The organism is Paraburkholderia sp. NMBU_R16 (assembly GCF_013282575.1).
In the GTDB taxonomy this organism is placed as follows: domain Bacteria; phylum Pseudomonadota; class Gammaproteobacteria; order Burkholderiales; family Burkholderiaceae; genus Trinickia.
Genome location: NZ_JAAAYE010000021.1, coordinates 77510 through 97778 on the forward strand (window position 1 = coordinate 77510; position 20269 = coordinate 97778).

Here is a 20269-nt window from a genome sequence, read left to right on the forward strand (position 1 = left end):
AGGGCCGAACGTGTAGGCTGTCGGGCAGCGATCGAGATGCGCGCCAGGATTCTCCCCGCCGCTCCGGTCGACCGAAAAGGGGACAGCAGCGCCGACAGCGCTGCGGCAAAATCAAGCAGAAAAACAGGAGGAAGACGTCATGCAATTCGACGCCGAATTGCTCCTCATTGCCATGGCGCCCGTCTTTCTCGCATGTATCGGCTGGGAAGCGCGGCATATGGCGCGTACGCGGGCCGAAGCGCGAATCTACAACTGGCGCGATACGCTTTGCAACGCGGCACTCGCGCTCATGCATCAAGGCGCCGACAAGCTCGCCTGGTTCGCCGTCGTGCCGATCTACGGCTACGTCTATACGCACTACCGGCTGCTGACGTGGGAACCCGGCGCATTCGCCTTCGCGGTGCTGTTCGTGGCACAAGACCTGCTCTACTACGTCTTCCATCGCATGAGCCACCGCGTACGCTGGCTTTGGGCCGCGCATGTGGTGCATCACTCGTCGGAGCGGCTCAACTTGTCGACAGCGTTTCGTCAGAGTCTCATGTATCCCGTTGCGGGCATGTGGGTGTTCTGGATACCGCTTGCGCTGATCGGATTTCCGCCCGCGCAGATCGTCGCCATCGTCCTCGTCAATCTCGCCTTTCAATTCTTCGTGCACACGCAGGCGTTCGGCCGGCTCGGCTGGCTCGAATACGTGCTGAATACGCCGTCGACACACCGCTGTCACCATGCGCGCAATCCGCGCTACATCGATCGCAATTTCGCGGGCGTCCTCGTTGTCTGGGACCGCATCTTCTGCAGCTATGTGACGGAAGATCCGGCGGACCCGCCCGAATATGGAATCGTCGACGGGCCCACGACGCATAACCCGCTGAAGGCGACGTTTCACGAATGGGCATCGATGTTCGCCGATGTCGCCCGCGCCGACGGCCTGCGAAACAAGCTGCGGGTGCTCGTGGCACCGCCTGAATGGTCCGCGGCGTTGAACACAACACGCTAGCAGCATCACGAAGACTCGAGCCAAACCACATATACGAGGAGATGAAGCCGATGGAACTCAGTCATAAAACGCAGCCGAAGCGCCTGTTGCGCGTGGCGCAAACAGCGCTTGCCGGTTTCGCATTCGCATTGCTCGTGGCGTGCGGCGGTGGAGGCGGCTCGAGTTCGTCAGCGAGTTCCACCCCCGCCGGCGGCGTGTCGCTGAAGGTCGTGTCGTTCGGAGACAGCCTGTCGGACGTCGGCACCTACGCCCCCTTCGCGAACGCGAACTTCGGCGGCGGCCGCTTCACGACGAATCCGGGGCAGGTCTGGACACAGGATGTCGCCAACTACTACGGCGATACACTGACGACCGCGGTAACGGGCGGCTTCGGCTCGCCCACCACGTCCACGGGCGGCTTCGGCTACGCGCAAGGCGGCGCGCGCGTTTCGCTACAGCCGGGCATCGGCTATCCGACGGCAACGGCGGTGCCGGTCGCCACGCAGGTTCAGAACTACCTGAGCCAGAACGGTAGTTTCAATAGCGGACAACTCGTGCTCGTTCAAGGCGGCCCCAACGATATCCTCATCGCGGCTCAGGCGATCGCTGCGGCTCCGACCAACCCAACCGTGATCGCGCAGCAACAGGCCAACGTGGTATCGGCCGCCACGACGCTCGCGGGCGTGGTCGGCACGATCCTGCAAAAAGGTGCAACGAAGGTCGTCGTGGCGAATGTGCCCGACATCGGCAAGACGCCGCTCGGCGTCGCCTCGTCGGACGGCGGTGCGTTGCTCACCGCGCTCAGTAGCGGCTTCAATACCGCCTTCAGTACGGCCCTCACCGCCACGGGCTTGGTGAGCAAGGTCATCTTCGTCGATTCGTTCTCGTTCATCGACAGCGTCGTGGCCAGTGCGTCGGCGAACGGGTTCTCGGTTTCGAACAATGGCACAGCCTGCAACCTGACGGCGATGCAAACGAACGCGACGAACTACGCGACGGCCAACCCCAGCGTGCTCCAGCCGGGCGAGACGCCGGCTCAGTTCGGTGCTTCGCTGGCGTCCTCGCTCTTTTGCTCGCCGCAGGTCTATACGACGGCCAACGCGGACCAGACCTACATGTTCGCCGATATGGTCCATCCGACCACGCGGTTGCATCTGCTGTTCGCTCAGCAAGTCGAAAAACAGATCGCCGCAGCCGGCATCGGCAAGTGATGCCTGCGTGATCTGATCGCCTGACGCAACCGTCGTCGCGTTCGAAGCAGGCCGTTTCGAACGCGGCGACGGACGATCGTTGACAGTCGTATCAGAACTATTTACATTCCCCGCACTTATACCTAGTGCAGTGTTCGGCGCTAAGCGGCACTTATGGCGCCGCTTAGCACCGCTTAGCACCGCTTAGCACCGAACACTACACTAGCAGTCGATTACAGTCGGACGAACCGACGCAAGGAACGGCCCGTTCATCGCGGAGCTGTTTCCACCCAGCGTGATACCTCGAAGAGGCAAGCGATTGTTGGAGAAACAATGCTTGACCTGCCTCACTTTCCTGTCGCGTCCGACAGGGCCGATGCATTGCCGCTGTTGCACTGTGCATCCGATCCGCTCAGCCAGCTGATCCTCTACATTCGGGCGATGCCCGCCGAGATTTCGATTCTCGATCCCGTCGTCGCCGCGCTCACGCAAGGTCTGCCCTTGACCAGCCGAAAAACGTGGCCTGCGCATATCACGGCGAGCGCGATCGCGCTCCGCGAAGAATCGGTTCTGGTCGTCAGGCACGAGACGCTCGGCAAATGGCTCCCACCCGGCGGCCACGTCGAGGAAGGCGAACATCCTATTCGAGCCGCGTTGCGCGAGCTCACTGAGGAAACCGGATTTTCGTGCTCCGTGCATACTTGGCATCGCTTGCACCCTTTTCCGGTCGACGTCGACGTGCACGAAATTCCATCGAACAGCGCGAAACGCGAACCGTCCCATCTGCACATCGATTTTCGATATCTGATAGACATTGGCGCACATACGAGGGCGCCCGAGATGGAATGCGAATATCGGAGCATTGCCACGATCGACGAGCCCAATCTGCGCTCGCTGTTCGCCAAGCTCGGCCGTATGGGTCTCGCCCAGGCGGAGGCCGAAGTACGATGAGCAGGCAGTTCTTCTCGATGATGCTGCAGCATGTGCCTGCCGACGTGGAGTCGATCGTCATCGTCACTCACCTCGTTCCCGATGCGGATGAATTCGTGCTCGCCCTCAATGACAAGGTTCCCGTTTCGGCTGTCATCCCCAAACCGAGTTCGTTGAATCGCAGTGTGCTTTCGAAGATCCAGCGCGATGTGCCGGTCTTGAACTACACCAGGCGTGCGATTGCGTCGCAGCCGGCCGCCTTTCTGAGCGACCTGAAAAAGCGCGTCAGCGGCAGAAGGTTCGCCATCATCGACACGGGGGGCTATTTTTCCCACGTCCTCGACGACATGGCGAAGTCCAACGAATTCAACCTGGCCGGAATCGTAGAGGACACGGAAAACGGCCATAAAAAATACGAGTCGTTCCTGGCAAGCAACGATGAGCGCCGCGAGCTTCCTTTTCCTATTCTCTCCGTCGCCCGCAGCAAGCTGAAGGAGCCCGAAGATTTCCTCGTCGGCCAGGCCGTCGTTTTTTCCGCCGATGCGCTGCTGCGCGAGTGCGGCATCTTGTTGACGGGCAAACAGGCCGCCGTGCTGGGTTACGGAAAAATCGGAAGCAGCATCGCGGCGAACCTGCGCGCGAAAGGCGTCAGGGTGGACGTGCACGATTCCAACCCGGTCAGGCAGGCACTCGCGTGTGCGCACGGATACAGCTTGCGCAGCCGGGCCGCCGTGCTGAGTCAGGCCGACGTGATCTTCGGCGCGACGGGAAACAAGTCGGTTCGCGCAGCCGATATCGACGCCATGAAGGAAGGCGCTTTCATTTTCACGGCCACATCGGGCGATGACGAGATCGACGGCTACGATGATATTCTTGCGCGCCGCACGCCATCGCCGCTTCATCCGCGCGTTTGCGCACTCGCATCGCGCAAGGGGGCGACCTATCTGTGCAACGACGGCAATGCCATCAACTTCATGCATGGCGGCGTGCTAGGCCCGTTTATCAAGCTGGTCCAGGCTGAATTGATCTTCGCGCTTTCTCAGCTCGACACCGCGCATCGCGGCCGCATTCGCCATCTCAGCGACGAATCCAAGCGGTTCATCGCCGATCTCTGGCTGTCTCATTTCCACCCTCCACGCCTGAACGAGCAATGAGTCCAACCCACACCTTTTCGTCGTCCGCTTCGATTCAACCGGTCATCGAGGCACTTCGGGGCGAGTTGACGACGACGTTCGACCAAAGCATCGTGGCGCACGATATCGCCCATCTCGATCGCGTCGTATGCAACGCCGCGCAGATCTGCGATAGCGAACCGGATGCCGATCGCTTCGTCGTCGCCATCGCGGCACTACTGCATGACTTTCATCGCGTGCTCGAGAAGCAACACCGTCGCCATGTCGCCCCCGAAGAAGCCGAACCGGAATTGCGGCGTTGGATGGCGGGCTCGACGCTCGTGCCGGCGAGCGATATCGATCGCATCTGCGCGGCCGTCAATTTCACGGAGTACTACCGTTGCGCAGGCCACGATATCGAATCGATGGCACCGTCGCTCGAAGCGCGGATCGTCCGCGATGCGGACATGCTCGATGCGCTCGGGGCCGTCGGCATCGCCCGCGCATTCATGTTCGGCGGCTATCTGGGCGAGCCGATGTGGGTCGAGAGAGACCCATCGTCACTCGGCGGAGCGTTCGTTCCCGGCAAGGCCACGTCCGTGGTCCACCACTTCCACGAAAAGCTCTTCCGGCTCGAATCGGAGATGCTCACGCATCGGGGCAAAGTCCTCGCCCGTGCGAGGACTGAGTACATGCGCAGCTTTCTGGACAGGCTCATGGAGGACTTGCGCCCGATGCCCGCGCAGTGAATCCGCGGCAATACGGCGTGTAGCCGCGGCGAAGCGTGTGCCGGACCGGCCTTCGCTTTTTGCTATGCGCCCGCTTCGAACGCGGCGGCGGCCCGGCCCAGCCGATCGTTGACGGCAATCCATTCGGCCGTCTCGGGCAGTTTCTCGACCAAAATCCGCGTGACGTCCGCGCGGTCCAGCGCCCGCAGCAGGCCGTAAAGCTCGCGCGCATAGATGTGTGGGTCTTCCGGCGCCGCGACGAAATGCACGCCGGCCGCGTCGGCCCATGCACCGGCACTCGAGGTGCGCGCCACGAGCGCAATATGCGCGCCCTCGTTACGCGCGCCCTCGAGCAGCGGCACCAATGCCTCGAAAGCAGCCAACGTGAGCGGCGTACGCGGCGCGTAATGTGCTTTGAGCGTACCCGAGGCGCGCGGTGCCGTTGCATCGCTGCCGTCAGGCAGACGCGGGGCCACGCCGAGTACATCGGCAATGTCGACGGGCGTCACGCGCCCGGGCCGCAGCAGCGCGGGAAACCCGCGCGACAAATCGAGAATCGTCGACTCGATGCCGACGTCGCACGCGCCGCCGTCGAGGACGTAGACGCTATCGCCGAATTCTTCGCGCACGTGCTGCGCCGTCGTCGGGCTCACGTGACCGAACCGGTTCGCAGACGGCGCCGCGACACCGCCGTGGCCCGCCCGGCGCGCGTCGAACGCGTCGAGCAGCGCCTGCGCCACCGGATGCGAAGGCGCCCGCAGGCCGACTGTGTCCTGACCGCCGCTCACGGCCGCGGGTATGTGTGCCGCACGCTTCAGGATCAGCGTGAGCGGCCCCGGCCAGAACGCGTCGATGAGCCGTTTGGCGTCGTCCGGCAGGGCGTCGACCCAGTATTGCGGATCGCCGTTGGGGCCTAGATGGACGATGACGGGGTGATTGGACGGCCGTCCTTTCGCCGCATAGATTCGGGCCACGGCCGCCGGGTCCTGCGCATCGCCGCCGAGCCCATAAACGGTCTCCGTCGGAAAGGCGACAAGCTGCCCCGCGGCGAGCAGCGCGGCGGCCTCTTCGATTCGCTCGGCCGCAACGGCGGGCGCGGGAGACTTTGGCGGGCGGGGTGACATCGCGATGCGACTTCCTGGTCTGGCTTGCAGCTTGTCTGGGCCGGTTCGATTCGACGACGGCCGGGCCTCAGCCGAGCTGAATATGCATGAGACGCGCGCAATCGCGCGCCGCGGTGCGCGCTTCGTCGAGCGTCGCCGCCGTGAAATTGATGTGTCCCATCTTGCGGCCCGGCCGGGCTTCCTCCTTGCCGTAAAGATGCAGCCGCGCCGTCGGCATGGCGGCCACCTCGTGCCAGGGCGGCGTCACCGGCGCAGTCGCGGCGGCGCCGGCGCCGGCGGTACCGGTGGGGCCGCTGCCCGCAAACCAGACGTCACCGAGTATGTTCAGCATGACGGCCGGCGAATGCTGACGCGGATCGCCGAGCGGCATGCCCGTCATCGCGCGCACCTGCTGCTCGAACTGGCTCGCAGCGCAGGCGTCGACCGTGTAGTGCCCGGAGTTATGCGGCCGCGGTGCCATTTCGTTGGCGACGAGCGAACCGTCTTCGAGCACGAAGAACTCGACGCACAGCACGCCGACATAGCCGAGCGCCTCGGCGATCCGCCGGGCGGCCTGCTGAGCGCGCTCGACGAGCGCAGCAGGCGCGTCGGGCGCGGGCACCATCGTCAGCGCGAGCACGCCATGACGGTGAATGTTCTGCGCGAGCGGATACACTGCCGTCGCACCACCGGCGCCGCGCGCGACGAGCGCCGACACCTCGAACTTGAGCGGCAGCAGCTTTTCGAGCACGCAGGGCACACCCGAGAGCGCACTGTGCGCATCGCGCACCGCCTCGGCGCTCGTCACGCGGACTTGCCCTTTGCCGTCGTAGCCCAGGCGTGCCGTCTTGAGAATGCCCGGGAGTACGGCCTCGAGCTCCGCGTCGGACAGTGCCGCGAGCGCGTCCTGCGATTCGATGACGACATGGGGCGCCACCGGGACGCCGCAGCTTTCGATGAAGCGCTTCTCGGCGATGCGGTCCTGCGCGATGGCGACGCAGCGTCCGGCAGGGCTCACGAACGTGCTGCGCCCGAGAAAATCGAGGCTCGCGGCCGGCACGTTCTCGAATTCGGTCGAGACCGCCGCACACAGGCGCGCAAGCTCGGTCAGCGCCGCCTCGTCGGTGTAGGCGGCACGCAGATGCCGATCGGCCACGCGGCCGGCCGGACTCGATGCATCCGGGTCGAGCACGGCGACGCGGTAGCCCATCGCCTGCGCGGCGAAGCAAAACATGCGGCCGAGCTGGCCGCCACCGACCATGCCGAGCCACGCGCCGGGCAGAATCGGAGAAACTGGGGTCATGTCAGAACTCATTTCAGTGGTGTGATCTCACGCGCAAGCGCGGGCATCGGCCTCTGGCTATATCGATCGATCTTCTCAAAGCGGGGGCAGCACCATCGCGCGGGCCGCTTCGTTCTGGCGATCGCGAAATGCCGCTAAACGCTTCGCGTAGTCGTCCGACGTACCAGCCAACACTGCCACCGCAAACAGCGCCGCATTGGCCGCGCCGGCCTCTCCGATCGCGAACGTCGCCACCGGTACGCCCTTGGGCATCTGCACGATCGAATGCAGCGAATCGACCCCCTTCAGATACCGGCTCGCCACGGGCACACCGAGCACGGGCACCGTCGTCTTCGCGGCGAGCATGCCCGGCAGATGCGCCGCGCCACCCGCGCCGGCGATGATCGCGCGCAAGCCGCGCGCGCGGGCCGCTTCCGCGTAGGCGAACATTTCATCGGGCATGCGGTGCGCCGAGACGACGCGCGCCTCGTACGGTACGCCGAACTCCTGCAAAATCGAGACGGCGTGTTTCATCACCTCCCAATCGGAGCTCGAGCCCATCACGACGCCGACGAGCGGTGCCGCATGCGTATGGGTGGGATCGGTCTTGACTGCTTCGCTCATCGTGCGCGGTTCCTTCGCTTGCGTCCAATCAATCACATGTCGTTCAAATGCGGCACGGCGCTTACGCGAGCTTTTGCCCCGTCAGACGCTCGAGCGCTTCGCGGTACTTCTCGCTCGTCTTCGCGACCACATCGCCCGGCAGCTTCGGTGCCGGCGCCGTCTTGTTCCAGGGCTGCGTCTCGAGCCAGTCGCGCACGAACTGCTTGTCGAACGACGGCGGATTGCTGCCCACCTGGTACTGATCGGCCGGCCAGAAGCGCGACGAATCGGCCGTGAGCGCCTCGTCCATCAAGTAAAGCTTGCCGTGGTTGTCGAGCCCGAATTCGAACTTCGTATCGGCGATGATGATGCCGCGCGTCGCCGCGTACTCCGATGCTTCCTGGTAGAGCTTGATCGAAATGTCGCGGATCGTCGCCGAGAGCTCGGTGCCGATGCGCCGTTCCATCTCGTCGAACGTGATGTTTTCGTCATGATGCCCGAGCTCGGCTTTGGCCGCCGGCGTGAAGATCGGCTCGGGCAGCTTCTGCGCATTGGACAGGCCCGCCGGGAGCGCGACGCCGCACACCGAGCCCGTCGCCTGATAATCCTTCCAGCCGCTGCCGGCCAGATAGCCGCGCACGACGGCCTCGACGAGAATCGGCTCGAGACGCTTCACCACGATCGCACGCCCCTTCACCTGCTCCACCTCCTCGGGCGCGACCACGCTTTCGGGTGCGACACCGGTCAGATGATTCGGCACGATGTGCGCGAGACGCTCGAACCAGAAGTTGGCCATCTGGTTCAGCACGCGCCCCTTATCGGGAATCGGCTCGCCCAACACGACGTCGAACGCCGACAGGCGATCGGTCGTGACGATGAGCAGGCGATCGGCGCCGACCGCATAGTTGTCGCGGACCTTCCCACGGCCCAGAAGGGGCAGCGAGCGAAGCGTGGATTCGTAGAGGGTAGACATCGTCGTGGACCGTCAGTCGTCAATAGGAATACAGGTCAATACAGCGTCCAGCGTCCCGCCGAACAGCATGAAAAAGCGCGACTCGAACAAAATGCAAACGCCGTTCCCATCGATGCAGCGGGAACGGCGAGGCGTCGAGACTACCGTGCGGCTCAGCGCACGACTTGCGCCAGCTCGCCGGACTTGTACCGCTCGGCGATCTTCTCGAGCGGCAGCGGCTTGATCTTCGCTGCCTGCCCCTCGCAGCCGAACGCGCGATAGCGATCCACGCAGATCTTCTTCGCGGCCTCGCGGGCCGGTTTCAGGTAGTCGCGCGGATCGAACTTGCCCGGGTTCTCGAACAGATAGCGGCGGATCGCGCCGGTGATCGCAAGGCGCAGGTCAGTATCGATATTGACCTTGCGCACGCCGTGCTTGATGCCTTCCTGGATCTCTTCGACGGGCACGCCGTAGGTTTCCTTCATGTCGCCGCCGAATTCGCGAATCTCCGCGAGCAGCTCCTGCGGCACCGACGACGAGCCGTGCATCACGAGGTGCGTGTTCGGAATGCGCGCGTGGATCTCCTTGATGCGATCGATCGCGAGGATATCGCCGGTCGGCTTCTTCGTGAACTTGTAAGCGCCGTGCGAGGTACCGATGGCGATGGCCAATGCGTCGCATTGCGTTTGCTTCACGAAATCGGCAGCCTGCTCGACATCGGTCAGCAACTGCTCGCGCGTCATCGTGCCTTCGGCGCCGTGGCCGTCTTCCTTGTCGCCCTTCATCGTTTCGAGCGATCCGAGCACGCCGAGTTCCGCCTCGACCGTCACGCCGATGGCATGCGCCATTTCGACGACCTTGCGCGACACCTCGACGTTGTACTCGTACGAGGCGACGGTCTTGCCGTCGGCCTGCAGCGAGCCGTCCATCATGACGCTCGTGAAACCGCTGCGGATCGCGGCCATGCAGACGGCCGGCGATTGCCCATGGTCCTGATGCATGACGATGGGAATGTGCGGGTACGATTCGATGGCGGCTTCGATCAGATGGCGCAAAAACGGCTCGCCGGCGTATTTGCGTGCACCGGCCGAGGCCTGCATGATGACCGGCGCCCCGACCTCGTCCGCCGCCGCCATGATGGCCTGGACCTGCTCCAGGTTGTTCACGTTGAACGCGGGCAGGCCGTAGCCATGCTCGGCTGCATGGTCCAGCAGTTGACGCATTGATACGAGAGGCATGCTGAGTACTCCTTGAGATGAAAACCGGGTGCTCGTAGCGGCACTTATTGTGCGAATGTGCGCGATTTTATCGCGAAGCAGGTCGGGTCCCGTAGTTTTGAGCCGGATTGTGTCCGGCCACCACGAACGACTGGCGGTCGCGCGAGCCCGGGCGGCGCCCCGAACAAAGCGGCCAGCGGCACGTAATCCGCGCTGCCGCCGCCCGCATTCGGCGCATGCGGCCAGGCGCTACGCCGGGTCGCCGACACGCACGATCTTGAGCGTATTCGTCCCGCCCGCCTGCCCCATCGGCTCGCCCACCGTCAGCACGATCATGTCGCCGCGCGAAGCGAAGCCCTTCGACACCACGACCTCCACGGCCTGCTTGAGCGCCTGGTCGCGGTCGCTGTTCGGCTCGATGGCCAACGGCGTCACGTTGCGAAACAACGCCATCGCGCGCTCGCTCGCCACACGCGACGTCAACGCGAAGATCGGTACATGGGTCCAATGACGCGAGAGCCACAAGGCCGTCGCGCCCGATTCGGTCAGCGCGACGATCGCCTTCGCGCCGAGATGGTAGGCCGTGAACAGGGCCCCCATGGCGATCGACTGGTCGATGCGCGTAAACGTCCGATCGAGAAAGTCGCGATCGAGCTCGACGTGCTCGGATTTTTCGGCTTCGATGCAAATCGCCGCCATCGCCTCGATCGTCTGCACCGGATACTTGCCGGCGGCCGTTTCGGCCGACAGCATCACGGCATCGGTCCCATCCAGCACGGCATTGGCGACGTCGGACACTTCCGCGCGGGTCGGCACGGGCGCATAGATCATCGACTCCATCATCTGCGTGGCCGTGATCACGAGCTTGTTCGACTCCCGAGCCATGCGAATCATGCGCTTTTGCAAGGCCGGTACCGCCGCGTTGCCCACTTCGACGGCCAGATCGCCGCGCGCGACCATGATGCCGTCCGACGCGTCGAGAATGCCCTGCAGTGCCGGAATCGCTTCAGCGCGCTCGATCTTCGCGATCATCTTCGGCTTGATGCCGTACGGCATGCCGGCGATGTTCGCGAGCTGGCGGGCCATTTCCATGTCCGTCGCGTTCTTCGGGAACGACACCGCGATGTACTCGACGCCGATCGCCATCGCCGTGCGAATGTCTTCCATGTCCTTCGCCGTCAGCGCGGGCGCGGTAAGGCCGCCGCCCTGGCGGTTGATGCCCTTGTTGTTCGAGAGCTCGCCGCCCACCTTGACGATGGTGTGAATCTCTTCGCCGACGACACGCGACACCGTCAGGACGATCAAGCCGTCGTTCAGCAGCAGCACATCGCCCGCTTTCAGGTCGCGCGGCAGATCGCGGTAATCGAGCCCGACGCGCTCCTCGTTGCCGAGTTCGCAATTCGCATCGAGGATGAACGGGCTGCCGGCCGTGAGCTGCACCTTGCCGTTTTCGAATTTGCCGACGCGGATCTTCGGACCCTGCAGATCGGCCATGATGGCGACTTCCCGCCCCGTCTTGCGGGCCGCTTCGCGCACGTGCTCGGCGCGCTCGCGATGGTCGTCCGCCGTGCCGTGCGAAAAGTTCAGGCGCACCACGTCGAGACCAGCCTGCATCATCTGCAGAAGGACTTCCGGCGAACTCGATGCCGGGCCGATAGTGGCGACAATCTTGGTGGCGCGATGCATGTAACTCCTCGTCTGAGTTGAGTCGTTGGTTGATCGCTGCGAGTTGGCGCTATACGTCTGCGCCACGCGTATCGGCGTGGGCGCTGGGTCGCGCGCCGGCTCGAACCGGCGTCGCTTTGTCAAAATCCGATTCCCGACGACGCGCCCTGTCAGGCGCGCGACTCGAGTACCTCGACCGCCGGCAGCGTCTTGCCCTCGAGGAATTCGAGGAAAGCGCCGCCGCCCGTCGAGATGTAGCTCACCTTGTCGTGAATGCCGTACTTCGCGATGGCAGCCAGCGTATCGCCACCGCCCGCGATCGAAAACGCCGACGAATGCGCGATCGCCTCGGCGAGCGTCTTCGTGCCGTTGCCGAACTGGTCGAACTCGAATACGCCGACCGGACCGTTCCAGACGATCGTGCCCGCATTGGCAAGCTGCGAAGCGAGCGCGCGAGCCGTTTGCGGACCGATGTCGAGAATCATGTCGTCGGCCTCGATCTGCGCGACGGGCTTCGTCGTGGCAGCGGCCGTCGCCGCGAACTCCTTCGCCGTGACGACGTCGCTCGGAATCGGCACGGAAGCGCCGCGCGCACGCGCCGCTTCGATGATCGCCTTCGCTTCTTCGACGAGATCCGGTTCGGCGAGCGACTTGCCGATCGGCAGCCCTGCCGCCAGCATGAATGTGTTCGCGATGCCGCCGCCGACGATCAACTGATCGACCTTTTCGGCGAGCGATTTCAGGATCGTCAGCTTCGTCGACACCTTCGAGCCGGCCACGATCGCTACGAGCGGCCGTTTCGGGTTGCCCAGCGCCTTGCCGAGCGCATCGAGTTCCGCCGCAAGCAGCGGGCCCGCGCATGCGATCGGCGCGTACTTCGCGATACCGTGCGTCGTCGCCTCGGCGCGGTGGGCAGTGCCGAACGCATCGTTGACGTAAATGTCGCAAAGCTTCGCCATCTTTTGCGCGAGCTCGTCCGAATTCTTCTTCTCGCCCTTGTTCACGCGGCAGTTCTCGAGCAGCACGAGCTGACCCGGCGCGACGTTCACGCCGTTCTCGACCCAGTTGGCGACGAGCGGGACGTCGCGGCCCAGCAGCTCGGAGAGGCGCTTCGCGACGGGCGCGAGCGAATCCTCCGGCTTGAGCTCGCCTTCGGTGGGGCGCCCGAGGTGCGAGGTGACCATCACGGCGGCGCCGGCCTCGAGCGCGGCCCGGATGGCCGGCACCGATGCGCGCACGCGGGTGTCCTCGGTGATGTTGCCGTGCTCGTCCTGCGGCACGTTGAGATCGGCGCGGATGAACACGCGTTTGCCGGACAGCTTGCCGTTCGCGATCAGATCGGTAAGACGCAATACTTGGCTCATGGGGATATTCGCTTGCGAAGTGGGTTGCGGGCGGGCATTGCGAAACGTGCGCGCGGCCGATATCCCTGGCGCGCGCGACGCGGCAAACGTGCATTTTAGCCGATCGACCCGCCCCGAAATCGAATTCGCCGAATTTTGGCGCCGTGTTCGCGGGTGGAACCGCTATGCCACGAGCCGCAGCACCGTGAAGACGAGCATGCCGACGACGATGGTGCCAAGCATGCTGCGACGCCAGAGAAACCAGGCCAGCCCCGCCAGCGTGCCGTAAAGCGGCTGATTCGACAGCGCGAGCGAAACGCCATGCGGCGTTTCGAGGACTTCGGGTACGACTACCGCGACGAGCGCGGCGGCCGGAGCGTAGCGCAGCGCGCGCTGCAAGCGCTCGGGCAGCACACCGCGCTCGCCGCCGAGCAGAAAGAAAGCGCGTGTGGCCGCCGTCACGAGCGTCATGCCCGCGACGATGAGCCAGATCTGGAACGTGCTCATCGCACGCGCTCCTTGCGTGGCGCGGCCGCGCGGGTCGTGCGGGCCGTGCGCGCATCGGCGCGCTCGACGAGAAACTCCGCCACGCTGCCCGCCCCGAGCGCGGCCAGCACCGCGAGCGGCAAGCCGAGCCGATACGGCAGGTCGGCCGTGGCAACCGCGACGATGGCGGCAACCGCGACAGCGGCCGCCATCGAGCGGTTCGAGACGGCGGACACGATGAGCGGCACGAGCGCGAGTGTGCCGGCAAGGCCGAGCCCCCAGTCATCGGGCACGAAGCTCGCCAGCACGATGCCGGCGATCGACGAAATCTGCCAAGACACCCAGCTCGAGGCCGCCATACCCCAGAAATAGGCTTCCTTGCCCGGTACATAGCCGTTGGCAAACGCTTTTTTCTGAAACAGCAGATAAACGACGTCGCCATTGAAATACCCGAGCGCGAGCCGCCGCCCGAACGAAAGATACGAGAAATGGGGAACGAGACCCGCGCTAAAGATCAGAAACCGCAGGTTCACCATGGTCGCCGTGAGCAGCACTGTCCAGATCGGGAGTTTCGCCGCGATGAGCGGCAGCACGGCGAGCTGCGACGAACCGGCATAAACGAGGACCGACATCACGATCGCCTGCGGCACGGTCAGTACCGACTTGCTCATCGCGACGCCCGTCACGAGCCCCCACGAGCAAATCGCCATCAGAAACGGAGAATAGTCGCGCAAGCCATCTCGAAAAGCGGCGCGGTCGGTGGGCGAGAAGCGAGCGAACATGTCGGCAATGCGCCACCCGGCGGCGGGCGGCAATCAGTGTGCGAGGCGCGGTGGGGTGCATCGGCGCACCGGCGGTCCCGCGAAATGGGGCAAGCGCTCGATTATAGAGGGGCGGCGCCAAATTGACCGATACGCTGCCCCTCGGCTCGGCCATAACAGTTCGCAGTATCGAATCCCCGGGGCAAACGGGCACCAATGCCGGGTGCCGACGCCGGCTGCCGCGCGATTTCTGGCGCGCGCCGCGGAAAACTGGCTTAGAGCCGCGCCGAAAAAAACGCTAAAATAGCGCCCTTATCGCAAAAAGCCCGCTCAAGGGCCGCTAGGAGATTCGTATGTCAATGGCCGACCGCGACGGCAAAATCTGGATGGACGGCAAGCTGATCGAGTGGCGCGACGCGACGATCCACGTCCTCACTCATACGCTGCACTACGGAATGGGCGTTTTCGAGGGCGTGCGCGCATACAAGACCGCCGACGGCAGCACCGCGATTTTCCGGCTGAAGGAGCATACGAAGCGCCTCTTCAATTCGGCCAAGATTTTCCAGATGGATGTGCCGTTCGACCGCGAGACAATCTCGGCCGCGCAATGCGAGGTCGTGCGCGCCAACGGGCTCGAATCGGCCTACGTGCGGCCCATCGTCTGGGTCGGCTCGGAAAAGCTCGGCGTCTCGGCGCGCGGCAATACCATCCACGTCGCGATCGCGGCATGGCCGTGGGGCGCATACTTGGGCGAGGAGGGCATCGCCAAGGGCATCCGCGTGAAGACTTCCTCGTTCACGCGCCACCATGTGAATGTTTCCATGGTCCGCGCCAAGGCCTCGGGCTGGTATGTGAACTCGATTCTCGCGAACCAGGAAGCCACGGCGGACGGCTACGACGAGGCACTGCTGCTCGACGTCGACGGTTATGTTTCGGAAGGCTCGGGCGAGAACTTCTTCCTCGTGAACAACGGCAAGCTCTACACGCCCGATCTCTCGTCGTGCCTGGACGGAATCACACGCGACACGATCATCACCCTCGCGCGCGAAGCCGGCATCGAAATCATCGAAAAACGGATCACGCGCGACGAGGTCTATACGGCCGACGAAGCGTTCTTCACCGGTACCGCGGCCGAAGTGACGCCGATCCGCGAGCTCGACAACCGCACGATCGGGACCGGCTCGCGCGGGCCCATCACGGAAAAGCTGCAGTCCGCGTTCTTCGACATCGTCGCCGGCAAGAATGCCAAATACGCGCAGTGGCTCACGAAAATCTGATGTATGCCCTGCCTCGGCTCGCCAGCCGCGGCAGGCGCCAAACGCACATCGCATAACGAAAACCGTCCTCATATGAGCGTAATCAAGGAAATGCCGCTGGTCGAGCTCTCGGCCAAGGATCTGCCCGCGTACTGCCCGAACCCGGCGATGGCGCGCTGGAGCGCGCATCCGCGCGTTTTCATCGACGTGTCGCACGGCGAAGCGCGCTGCCCGTACTGCGGCACGCGCTACAAGCTGCGCGACGGGGAAGTCCTCAAAGGGCATTGATCGATTCTGCGCGGGCTCGCATCGAGCCCGCATGCGCGGGTGCCGCGCCAGCGCCTGGCGCCGGTACGGCGGCCCGCCCCGCCGCTCGCCTTCAGCTCATTCGTGCGGCATTGCCGCTTTTTCACGCTCTTGGAACCCCCTACTGATGCGTCGCGCGTTGGTTATCGCACCGAATTGGATCGGTGACGCATTGATGGCGCAGCCGCTTTTCACGCGGCTGATGCAACTGCACCCGCGCCTCGTCATCGACGCGATCGCCCCTTCCTGGGTCGCGCCCGTTCTCGAGCGCATGCCCGAAATCCGCGATGTCCACGCAACCGACCTCGGACACGGCAAGCTCCAGCTGTTCAAGCGCTGGCAGTTGGCCGGCGATTTGCGCGATGCCGGATACGACGCGGCCTATGTCCTGCCCAATTCGTTCAAATCGGCGCTGATCCCCTGGCTGGCCGGCATTCCATTGCGGATCGGCTATACGGGCGAGCATCGCTACGGACTCCTCAATGTCCGTCACGCCAACCCGCGCCGCGACGAACGCGGTCCGATGGCGGCGCACTATGCCGCGCTCGCCTATGCGCCGGGCGCGAACGTTCCCGATCTGGCCGGGAATCTGCCGATGCCGCGGCTCGAATCGGATCTGAACGAGGCGTCGCGCGTCTCGTCGCGCTTCAATCTCGATACGCGGGTGCCGCTCGTTGCGTTTTGCCCCGGCGCCGAATATGGCGGCGCGAAGCGCTGGCCGACCGAGCATTTCGCCGCACTCGCGCAGATGATCGGGCAATCGTTCCCTTATACCCAGATCGTCGCACTGGGGTCCATGAAGGATGCGCCGATCGCGCGCGCCATCGCCGAGCGCGCTCCGCAGGTGCGCAATCTGTGCGGACAGACGTCGCTCGGCGAGGCTTGCGCGCTGATCTCGCGCGCCGGTGCCGTCGTCTGCAACGATTCTGGCCTGATGCATGTCGCCGCGGCGCTCAAGCGCCCGCTCGTCGCGCTGTTCGGATCGAGTGATCCGCGCCACACACCGCCGTTATCGGAATTAGCGAAGGTACAATGGCTGCATCTCGAGTGCAGTCCCTGCTTTGCGCGCGAATGCCCGCTCGGCCACTTGCGATGCCTGCGCGAGCTGTCTCCCGAACAAGTGTTCGGCGACTTGCGCGGAATGCTGCTCGGCGAGCGGTGACGCACTGACGCACGACGAAGCTTCGTGCGTTCATAGTTGCGTGAGCGCCGCGCTGAGCAAGCCTGACACCGGTGCAGAAGTAGCGCGCAGCCCTTTCGGGCAGCGCGCGTCGCACTGCCAGCCAAACGACGCGCCGCGCGCGCGAACGACATCGACGAGCTATCAGATGCCACGTTTTGCCCGACTCTTCGAAGCCGCAGCGGACACGCTCCACGCCTACTACCAGGCGATCGCCGATAGCGATATCGATGCCGTCATGAGCTTATGGATCGACGAGGACTTCGCGAGCTTCATCGATTCGAGCGGTGCGCACTGGCACGGTATCGACAGCATTCGCGCGGGGCTCGCGCAGCTGGCTGGAACCGGGACGCTGGCGTCGGCGATCGAACCGCTCGACGTGCGCGTCTACGACAGCCTCGGCACGGTCGTCTATGCGGTGGCCGAGGCGCATCGGGCGCGCGAGCCGCTTGCCGCGCCCCGCATGGTCTACGCGACTTACGTGCTGGTGCACGAGCGTGGCGAATGGCGTATCGCGCATATTCATGCGAGCCCGATGCCGGACGAGACGGCCAACGAGTTCGCGGCGAAGGTAAGACAGGGACAGGGGGCGCTGCACTAAGAAAGATGGCGCTCCGACCGCCTTCATCGAGGGCGGCGGTTTTTGGGGACGGAAATGAGTACGGCGCACGACAAGGCAACTTCGATCCCGTCATCGAACGGGGCGACCGGCAACGCTCTCCTCGAACTGCTCTACTGCCCGCCCCCTTGGTTGCCGACGAGCCACGCCCAGACCATCGTTCCGGCCCTCTTCGCCCGGCGTCCGGCCGTCGATTATCGGCGCGAACGATGGGATACGCCCGACGGCGACTTCATCGATCTCGACTGGCTCGCCTATCCAGGGACCGCGTGCGCACCGCCGCCGGATGCCCCGCTTCTCGTGCTCTTTCACGGCCTCGAGGGCAGTTCCGATTCGCACTATGCGCGAGTTTCGATGGCGACTGCGCGTGCATTCGGATGGCACGCCGTCGTGCCGCATTTTCGCAGTTGCAGCGGGCCGCTCAATCTGGCGCCGCGGTTCTATCATTTGGCCGATAGCGCGGAGGTCGACTGGATTTTGCGGCGTTTGCACAACGAGCACGCGGGGCCGCTGCTGGCCGCGGGCGTCTCGCTGGGTGGCAACGTGCTGTTGCGCTGGCTCGGCGAGCGCGGCACCGATGCGTCTTTCCTTGCCGCCGCGGCCGCCATTTCCGCCCCGCTCGACGTGCATGCGGGGGGCCGTGCGTTATCGCAGGGCTTCGCGCTCGTCTATACGATGAGCTTTCTCAAGACGCTCAAGAAAAAGGGTCTGCTCAAGCTCGAGCAGTACCCGGGGCTCTTCGATCGCGACGCCATGTTGGCGAGCCGGACGATGTACGACTACGACAACGCCGTGACGGCCCCGTTGCATGGCTTCCGAAATGCCGATGACTATTGGACGCGCGCGACCACGCTTCCCCTGCTGCGAGAAATCGTGGTGCCGACGCTCGTGCTGAACGCCCGCAACGATCCGTTCCTGCCGGGCACCGTTTTGCCGACTCGCGCGCAGGTCTCGCCCGCCGTCGTCCTCGAGCAGCCGGAGGCGGGCGGACACGTCGGTTTCATGACCGGGCCGTTCCCGGGCCAGATCGACTGGCTGCCGCGCCGGCTGTTTTCCTTTTTCGAACCGTTTGCGACGCATGGATGAGATCGTCAAAGCCGCTCTGGCGAAGTGGCCGAACGTGCCGGCCTGTACCGGCTGGCTGCTGCTGGATCGGCGCGGACAGTGGCGCATGCGCGACGAAGGCGCCCAGGCGCGCGGCGAGCTGGGCACACCGGTGCGTCACGAGGCACTGATCGGCTTCATCAACCGCAACTACGAATGCGACGAAAGCGGGCAGTGGTTTTTCCAGAACGGCCCGCAACGGGTTTATGTCGAACTCGCTTATACGCCTTGGGTCGTGCGGCTCGCGCGCGCGCCGGAGGGCGGGGATGCTTCCTGCATGCCGGCGCCCACGTTGACCGCTCATACGGGCACGGCATTCGAACCCGCTGAAGTGTTCATCGACGATGAAGGCGCCGTGCTTTTCGTCGATGACACCAAGCCCCCGCGCGCCGCACTTCTGCACGATCACGATCTCGACCTCTTCAGCGATTTAGCGACGTTCGATGACGAGAGCGGCGGCCGTTTGCCCTGGGGCGCAGCCCGAACGCTGTCGATCGGTAGGATTGCGCGCAGCGTCGTGCCGGAGCGCTTCGGCTTCGTGGCCAGCCCGGCAACGAAGGCGGCCAAGCGCGGCTGATAAGATAGGTGCCCTTCGAAGGAACCTCACATGGCAGAACTCACTCATTTCGATGCGTCGGGCCAGGCGCATATGGTCGATGTAGCGGGCAAGGACGAGACCAAACGCATTGCCGTGGCGCGCGGCTCGATCAGGATGTTGCCGGCCACGCTCGCACTGATTCGCGAGGGCGGTGCGAAAAAAGGCGATGTGCTCGGCGTTGCGCGGATTGCGGCGATCCAGGGAGCGAAGCGGACAGCGGACCTGATTCCGCTTTGCCATCCGCTCGCGCTGACACGCGTGGCCGTCGAGTTTGCGCTCGACGAGGCGCTGCCTGGGGTGCATTGCACGGCGCAGGTGGAGACGCTCGGGCGCACCGGAGTGGAAATGGAAGCGTTGACCGCCGTGCAGGTCGGGTTATTGACCGTTTATGACATGTGCAAGGCGGTGGATCGGGGGATGGTCATCACCGATGTGAAGGTAATGGAAAAGCATGGCGGGAAGTCGGGGAGTGTCAGAATTTCCGTGTTCAAGGCGGGGTTGAGATTTACACGGATGGCCGAACGAATCGATCGGCGTAAAGGATAGCGAATTGGTTCATGGCCTGCTTCCAATCGTGAGCGGAACGACTCCACCCGGCCGTGATGTTGCGCAGGGCAAGCCAGATGAGTTTCGTGGCGGCATCATCGGTCGGGAAGTGGCCTCGCGTCTTGATGATCTTTCGTAGCTGCGCGTTGATATTTTCAATTGCATTTGTTGTGTAAATGACCTTACGCACCGCCGGCGGGAACGCGAAGAACGGAATGACGCGATCCCAAGCATTGCGCCACGCCGCGCTGACCGTCGGGAATCGTTGCCCCCAAGGCCCTTCGGCAAACGCGTCGAGTTCGGCCTGCGCGG

General features: G+C 64.4%; 22 protein-coding genes. 12 read left to right on the plus strand and 10 right to left on the minus strand.

The window, feature by feature from the left end:
- Positions 1-139: 139 nt before the first annotated feature.
- The 5 genes from GWC77_RS13220 to GWC77_RS13240 all read left to right on the plus strand — a co-directional run bounded on the left by GWC77_RS13220 (position 140) and on the right by GWC77_RS13240 (position 4957).
- Positions 140-997 (plus strand): sterol desaturase family protein, encoded by an 858-nt coding sequence (locus GWC77_RS13220; RefSeq protein WP_173257390.1) that lies wholly within the window; start codon positions 140-142, stop codon positions 995-997.
- Between the two features lie 50 nt (positions 998-1047).
- A complete protein-coding gene (locus tag GWC77_RS13225) occupies positions 1048-2187 on the plus strand; it encodes an SGNH/GDSL hydrolase family protein (RefSeq protein WP_254366936.1) in 1140 nt (379 codons plus the stop codon).
- Between the two features lie 312 nt (positions 2188-2499).
- A complete protein-coding gene (locus GWC77_RS13230) occupies positions 2500-3117 on the plus strand; it encodes an NUDIX hydrolase (protein ID WP_173257394.1) in 618 nt (205 codons plus the stop codon).
- A complete protein-coding gene (locus GWC77_RS13235; protein ID WP_173257396.1) occupies positions 3114-4250 on the plus strand; it encodes an adenosylhomocysteinase in 1137 nt (378 codons plus the stop codon). The genes GWC77_RS13230 and GWC77_RS13235 overlap by 4 nt, the downstream gene beginning before the upstream one ends.
- Positions 4247-4957: an HD domain-containing protein gene (locus tag GWC77_RS13240; protein WP_173257398.1), complete on the plus strand. Its 711-nt coding sequence runs from the start codon at positions 4247-4249 to the stop codon at positions 4955-4957. The genes GWC77_RS13235 and GWC77_RS13240 overlap by 4 nt, the downstream gene beginning before the upstream one ends.
- 62 nt (positions 4958-5019) lie before the next feature.
- Here the strand turns inward: GWC77_RS13240 and GWC77_RS13245 are convergent, their stop codons facing one another.
- The 9 genes from GWC77_RS13245 to GWC77_RS13285 form a co-directional block, all read right to left on the minus strand.
- Positions 5020-6060: an L-threonylcarbamoyladenylate synthase gene (locus GWC77_RS13245; protein ID WP_173257401.1), complete on the minus strand. Its 1041-nt coding sequence runs from the start codon at positions 6058-6060 to the stop codon at positions 5020-5022.
- 67 nt (positions 6061-6127) lie between these two features.
- On the minus strand, positions 6128-7354 hold the full coding sequence (locus GWC77_RS13250) for a 5-(carboxyamino)imidazole ribonucleotide synthase (protein WP_173257403.1): 1227 nt from the start codon (positions 7352-7354) through the stop codon (positions 6128-6130).
- A gap of 63 nt (positions 7355-7417) precedes the next feature.
- Positions 7418-7945: a 5-(carboxyamino)imidazole ribonucleotide mutase gene (gene purE / locus GWC77_RS13255; protein ID WP_173257405.1), complete on the minus strand. Its 528-nt coding sequence runs from the start codon at positions 7943-7945 to the stop codon at positions 7418-7420.
- 61 nt (positions 7946-8006) lie between these two features.
- Positions 8007-8897, minus strand: coding sequence for a phosphoribosylaminoimidazolesuccinocarboxamide synthase (locus GWC77_RS13260; protein WP_173257407.1), 891 nt, complete (start codon positions 8895-8897; stop codon positions 8007-8009).
- 152 nt (positions 8898-9049) lie between these two features.
- The gene (gene fba / locus GWC77_RS13265) at positions 9050-10114 is read right to left on the minus strand and encodes a class II fructose-bisphosphate aldolase (protein ID WP_173257409.1); all 1065 of its coding nucleotides are present in this window, start codon (positions 10112-10114) and stop codon (positions 9050-9052) included.
- A gap of 228 nt (positions 10115-10342) precedes the next feature.
- Positions 10343-11779, minus strand: coding sequence for a pyruvate kinase (pyk, locus tag GWC77_RS13270; protein WP_173257411.1), 1437 nt, complete (start codon positions 11777-11779; stop codon positions 10343-10345).
- 149 nt (positions 11780-11928) lie between these two features.
- Positions 11929-13122, minus strand: coding sequence for a phosphoglycerate kinase (locus GWC77_RS13275; RefSeq protein WP_173257413.1), 1194 nt, complete (start codon positions 13120-13122; stop codon positions 11929-11931).
- A 162-nt stretch (positions 13123-13284) separates the two neighbouring features.
- On the minus strand, positions 13285-13608 hold the full coding sequence (locus GWC77_RS13280) for an AzlD domain-containing protein (RefSeq protein ID WP_173257415.1): 324 nt from the start codon (positions 13606-13608) through the stop codon (positions 13285-13287).
- Positions 13605-14369 carry an AzlC family ABC transporter permease gene (locus GWC77_RS13285; RefSeq protein ID WP_173257417.1) on the minus strand — a complete coding sequence of 255 codons (765 nt, stop codon included), beginning with the start codon at positions 14367-14369 and terminating at the stop codon, positions 13605-13607. Before GWC77_RS13285 ends, GWC77_RS13280 begins: the two co-directional genes overlap by 4 nt.
- A 332-nt stretch (positions 14370-14701) precedes the next feature.
- Between GWC77_RS13285 and GWC77_RS13290 the strand changes: the two genes are divergently transcribed.
- From GWC77_RS13290 to moaC, 7 genes are all read left to right on the plus strand, one after another.
- Positions 14702-15625, plus strand: a complete 924-nt coding sequence (locus GWC77_RS13290; RefSeq protein WP_173257419.1) for a branched-chain amino acid transaminase — start codon at positions 14702-14704, stop codon at positions 15623-15625.
- 72 nt (positions 15626-15697) lie between these two features.
- Complete coding sequence (locus GWC77_RS13295; RefSeq protein ID WP_173257421.1) at positions 15698-15892, plus strand: zinc-finger domain-containing protein; 195 nt, start codon at positions 15698-15700, stop codon at positions 15890-15892.
- 145 nt (positions 15893-16037) lie between these two features.
- Positions 16038-17072, plus strand: coding sequence for a lipopolysaccharide heptosyltransferase II (gene waaF / locus GWC77_RS13300; protein WP_173257422.1), 1035 nt, complete (start codon positions 16038-16040; stop codon positions 17070-17072).
- Between the two features lie 166 nt (positions 17073-17238).
- Positions 17239-17691, plus strand: a complete 453-nt coding sequence (locus GWC77_RS13305; RefSeq protein ID WP_173257423.1) for a nuclear transport factor 2 family protein — start codon at positions 17239-17241, stop codon at positions 17689-17691.
- 54 nt (positions 17692-17745) lie between these two features.
- Complete coding sequence (locus GWC77_RS13310; protein ID WP_173257424.1) at positions 17746-18795, plus strand: YheT family hydrolase; 1050 nt, start codon at positions 17746-17748, stop codon at positions 18793-18795.
- Entirely contained in the window at positions 18788-19390 is a 603-nt protein-coding gene (locus tag GWC77_RS13315) for a DUF2946 family protein (RefSeq protein ID WP_173257425.1), read from the plus strand. The genes GWC77_RS13310 and GWC77_RS13315 overlap by 8 nt, the downstream gene beginning before the upstream one ends.
- A gap of 30 nt (positions 19391-19420) precedes the next feature.
- On the plus strand, positions 19421-19957 hold the full coding sequence (gene moaC, locus GWC77_RS13320) for a cyclic pyranopterin monophosphate synthase MoaC (protein ID WP_254366937.1): 537 nt from the start codon (positions 19421-19423) through the stop codon (positions 19955-19957).
- Here the strand turns inward: moaC and GWC77_RS13325 are convergent.
- On the minus strand, positions 19917-20269 hold a 353-nt coding region (locus GWC77_RS13325; RefSeq protein WP_173257426.1), incomplete at its 5' end, for a transposase. The two genes, moaC and GWC77_RS13325, sit on opposite strands and share 41 nt — an antisense overlap.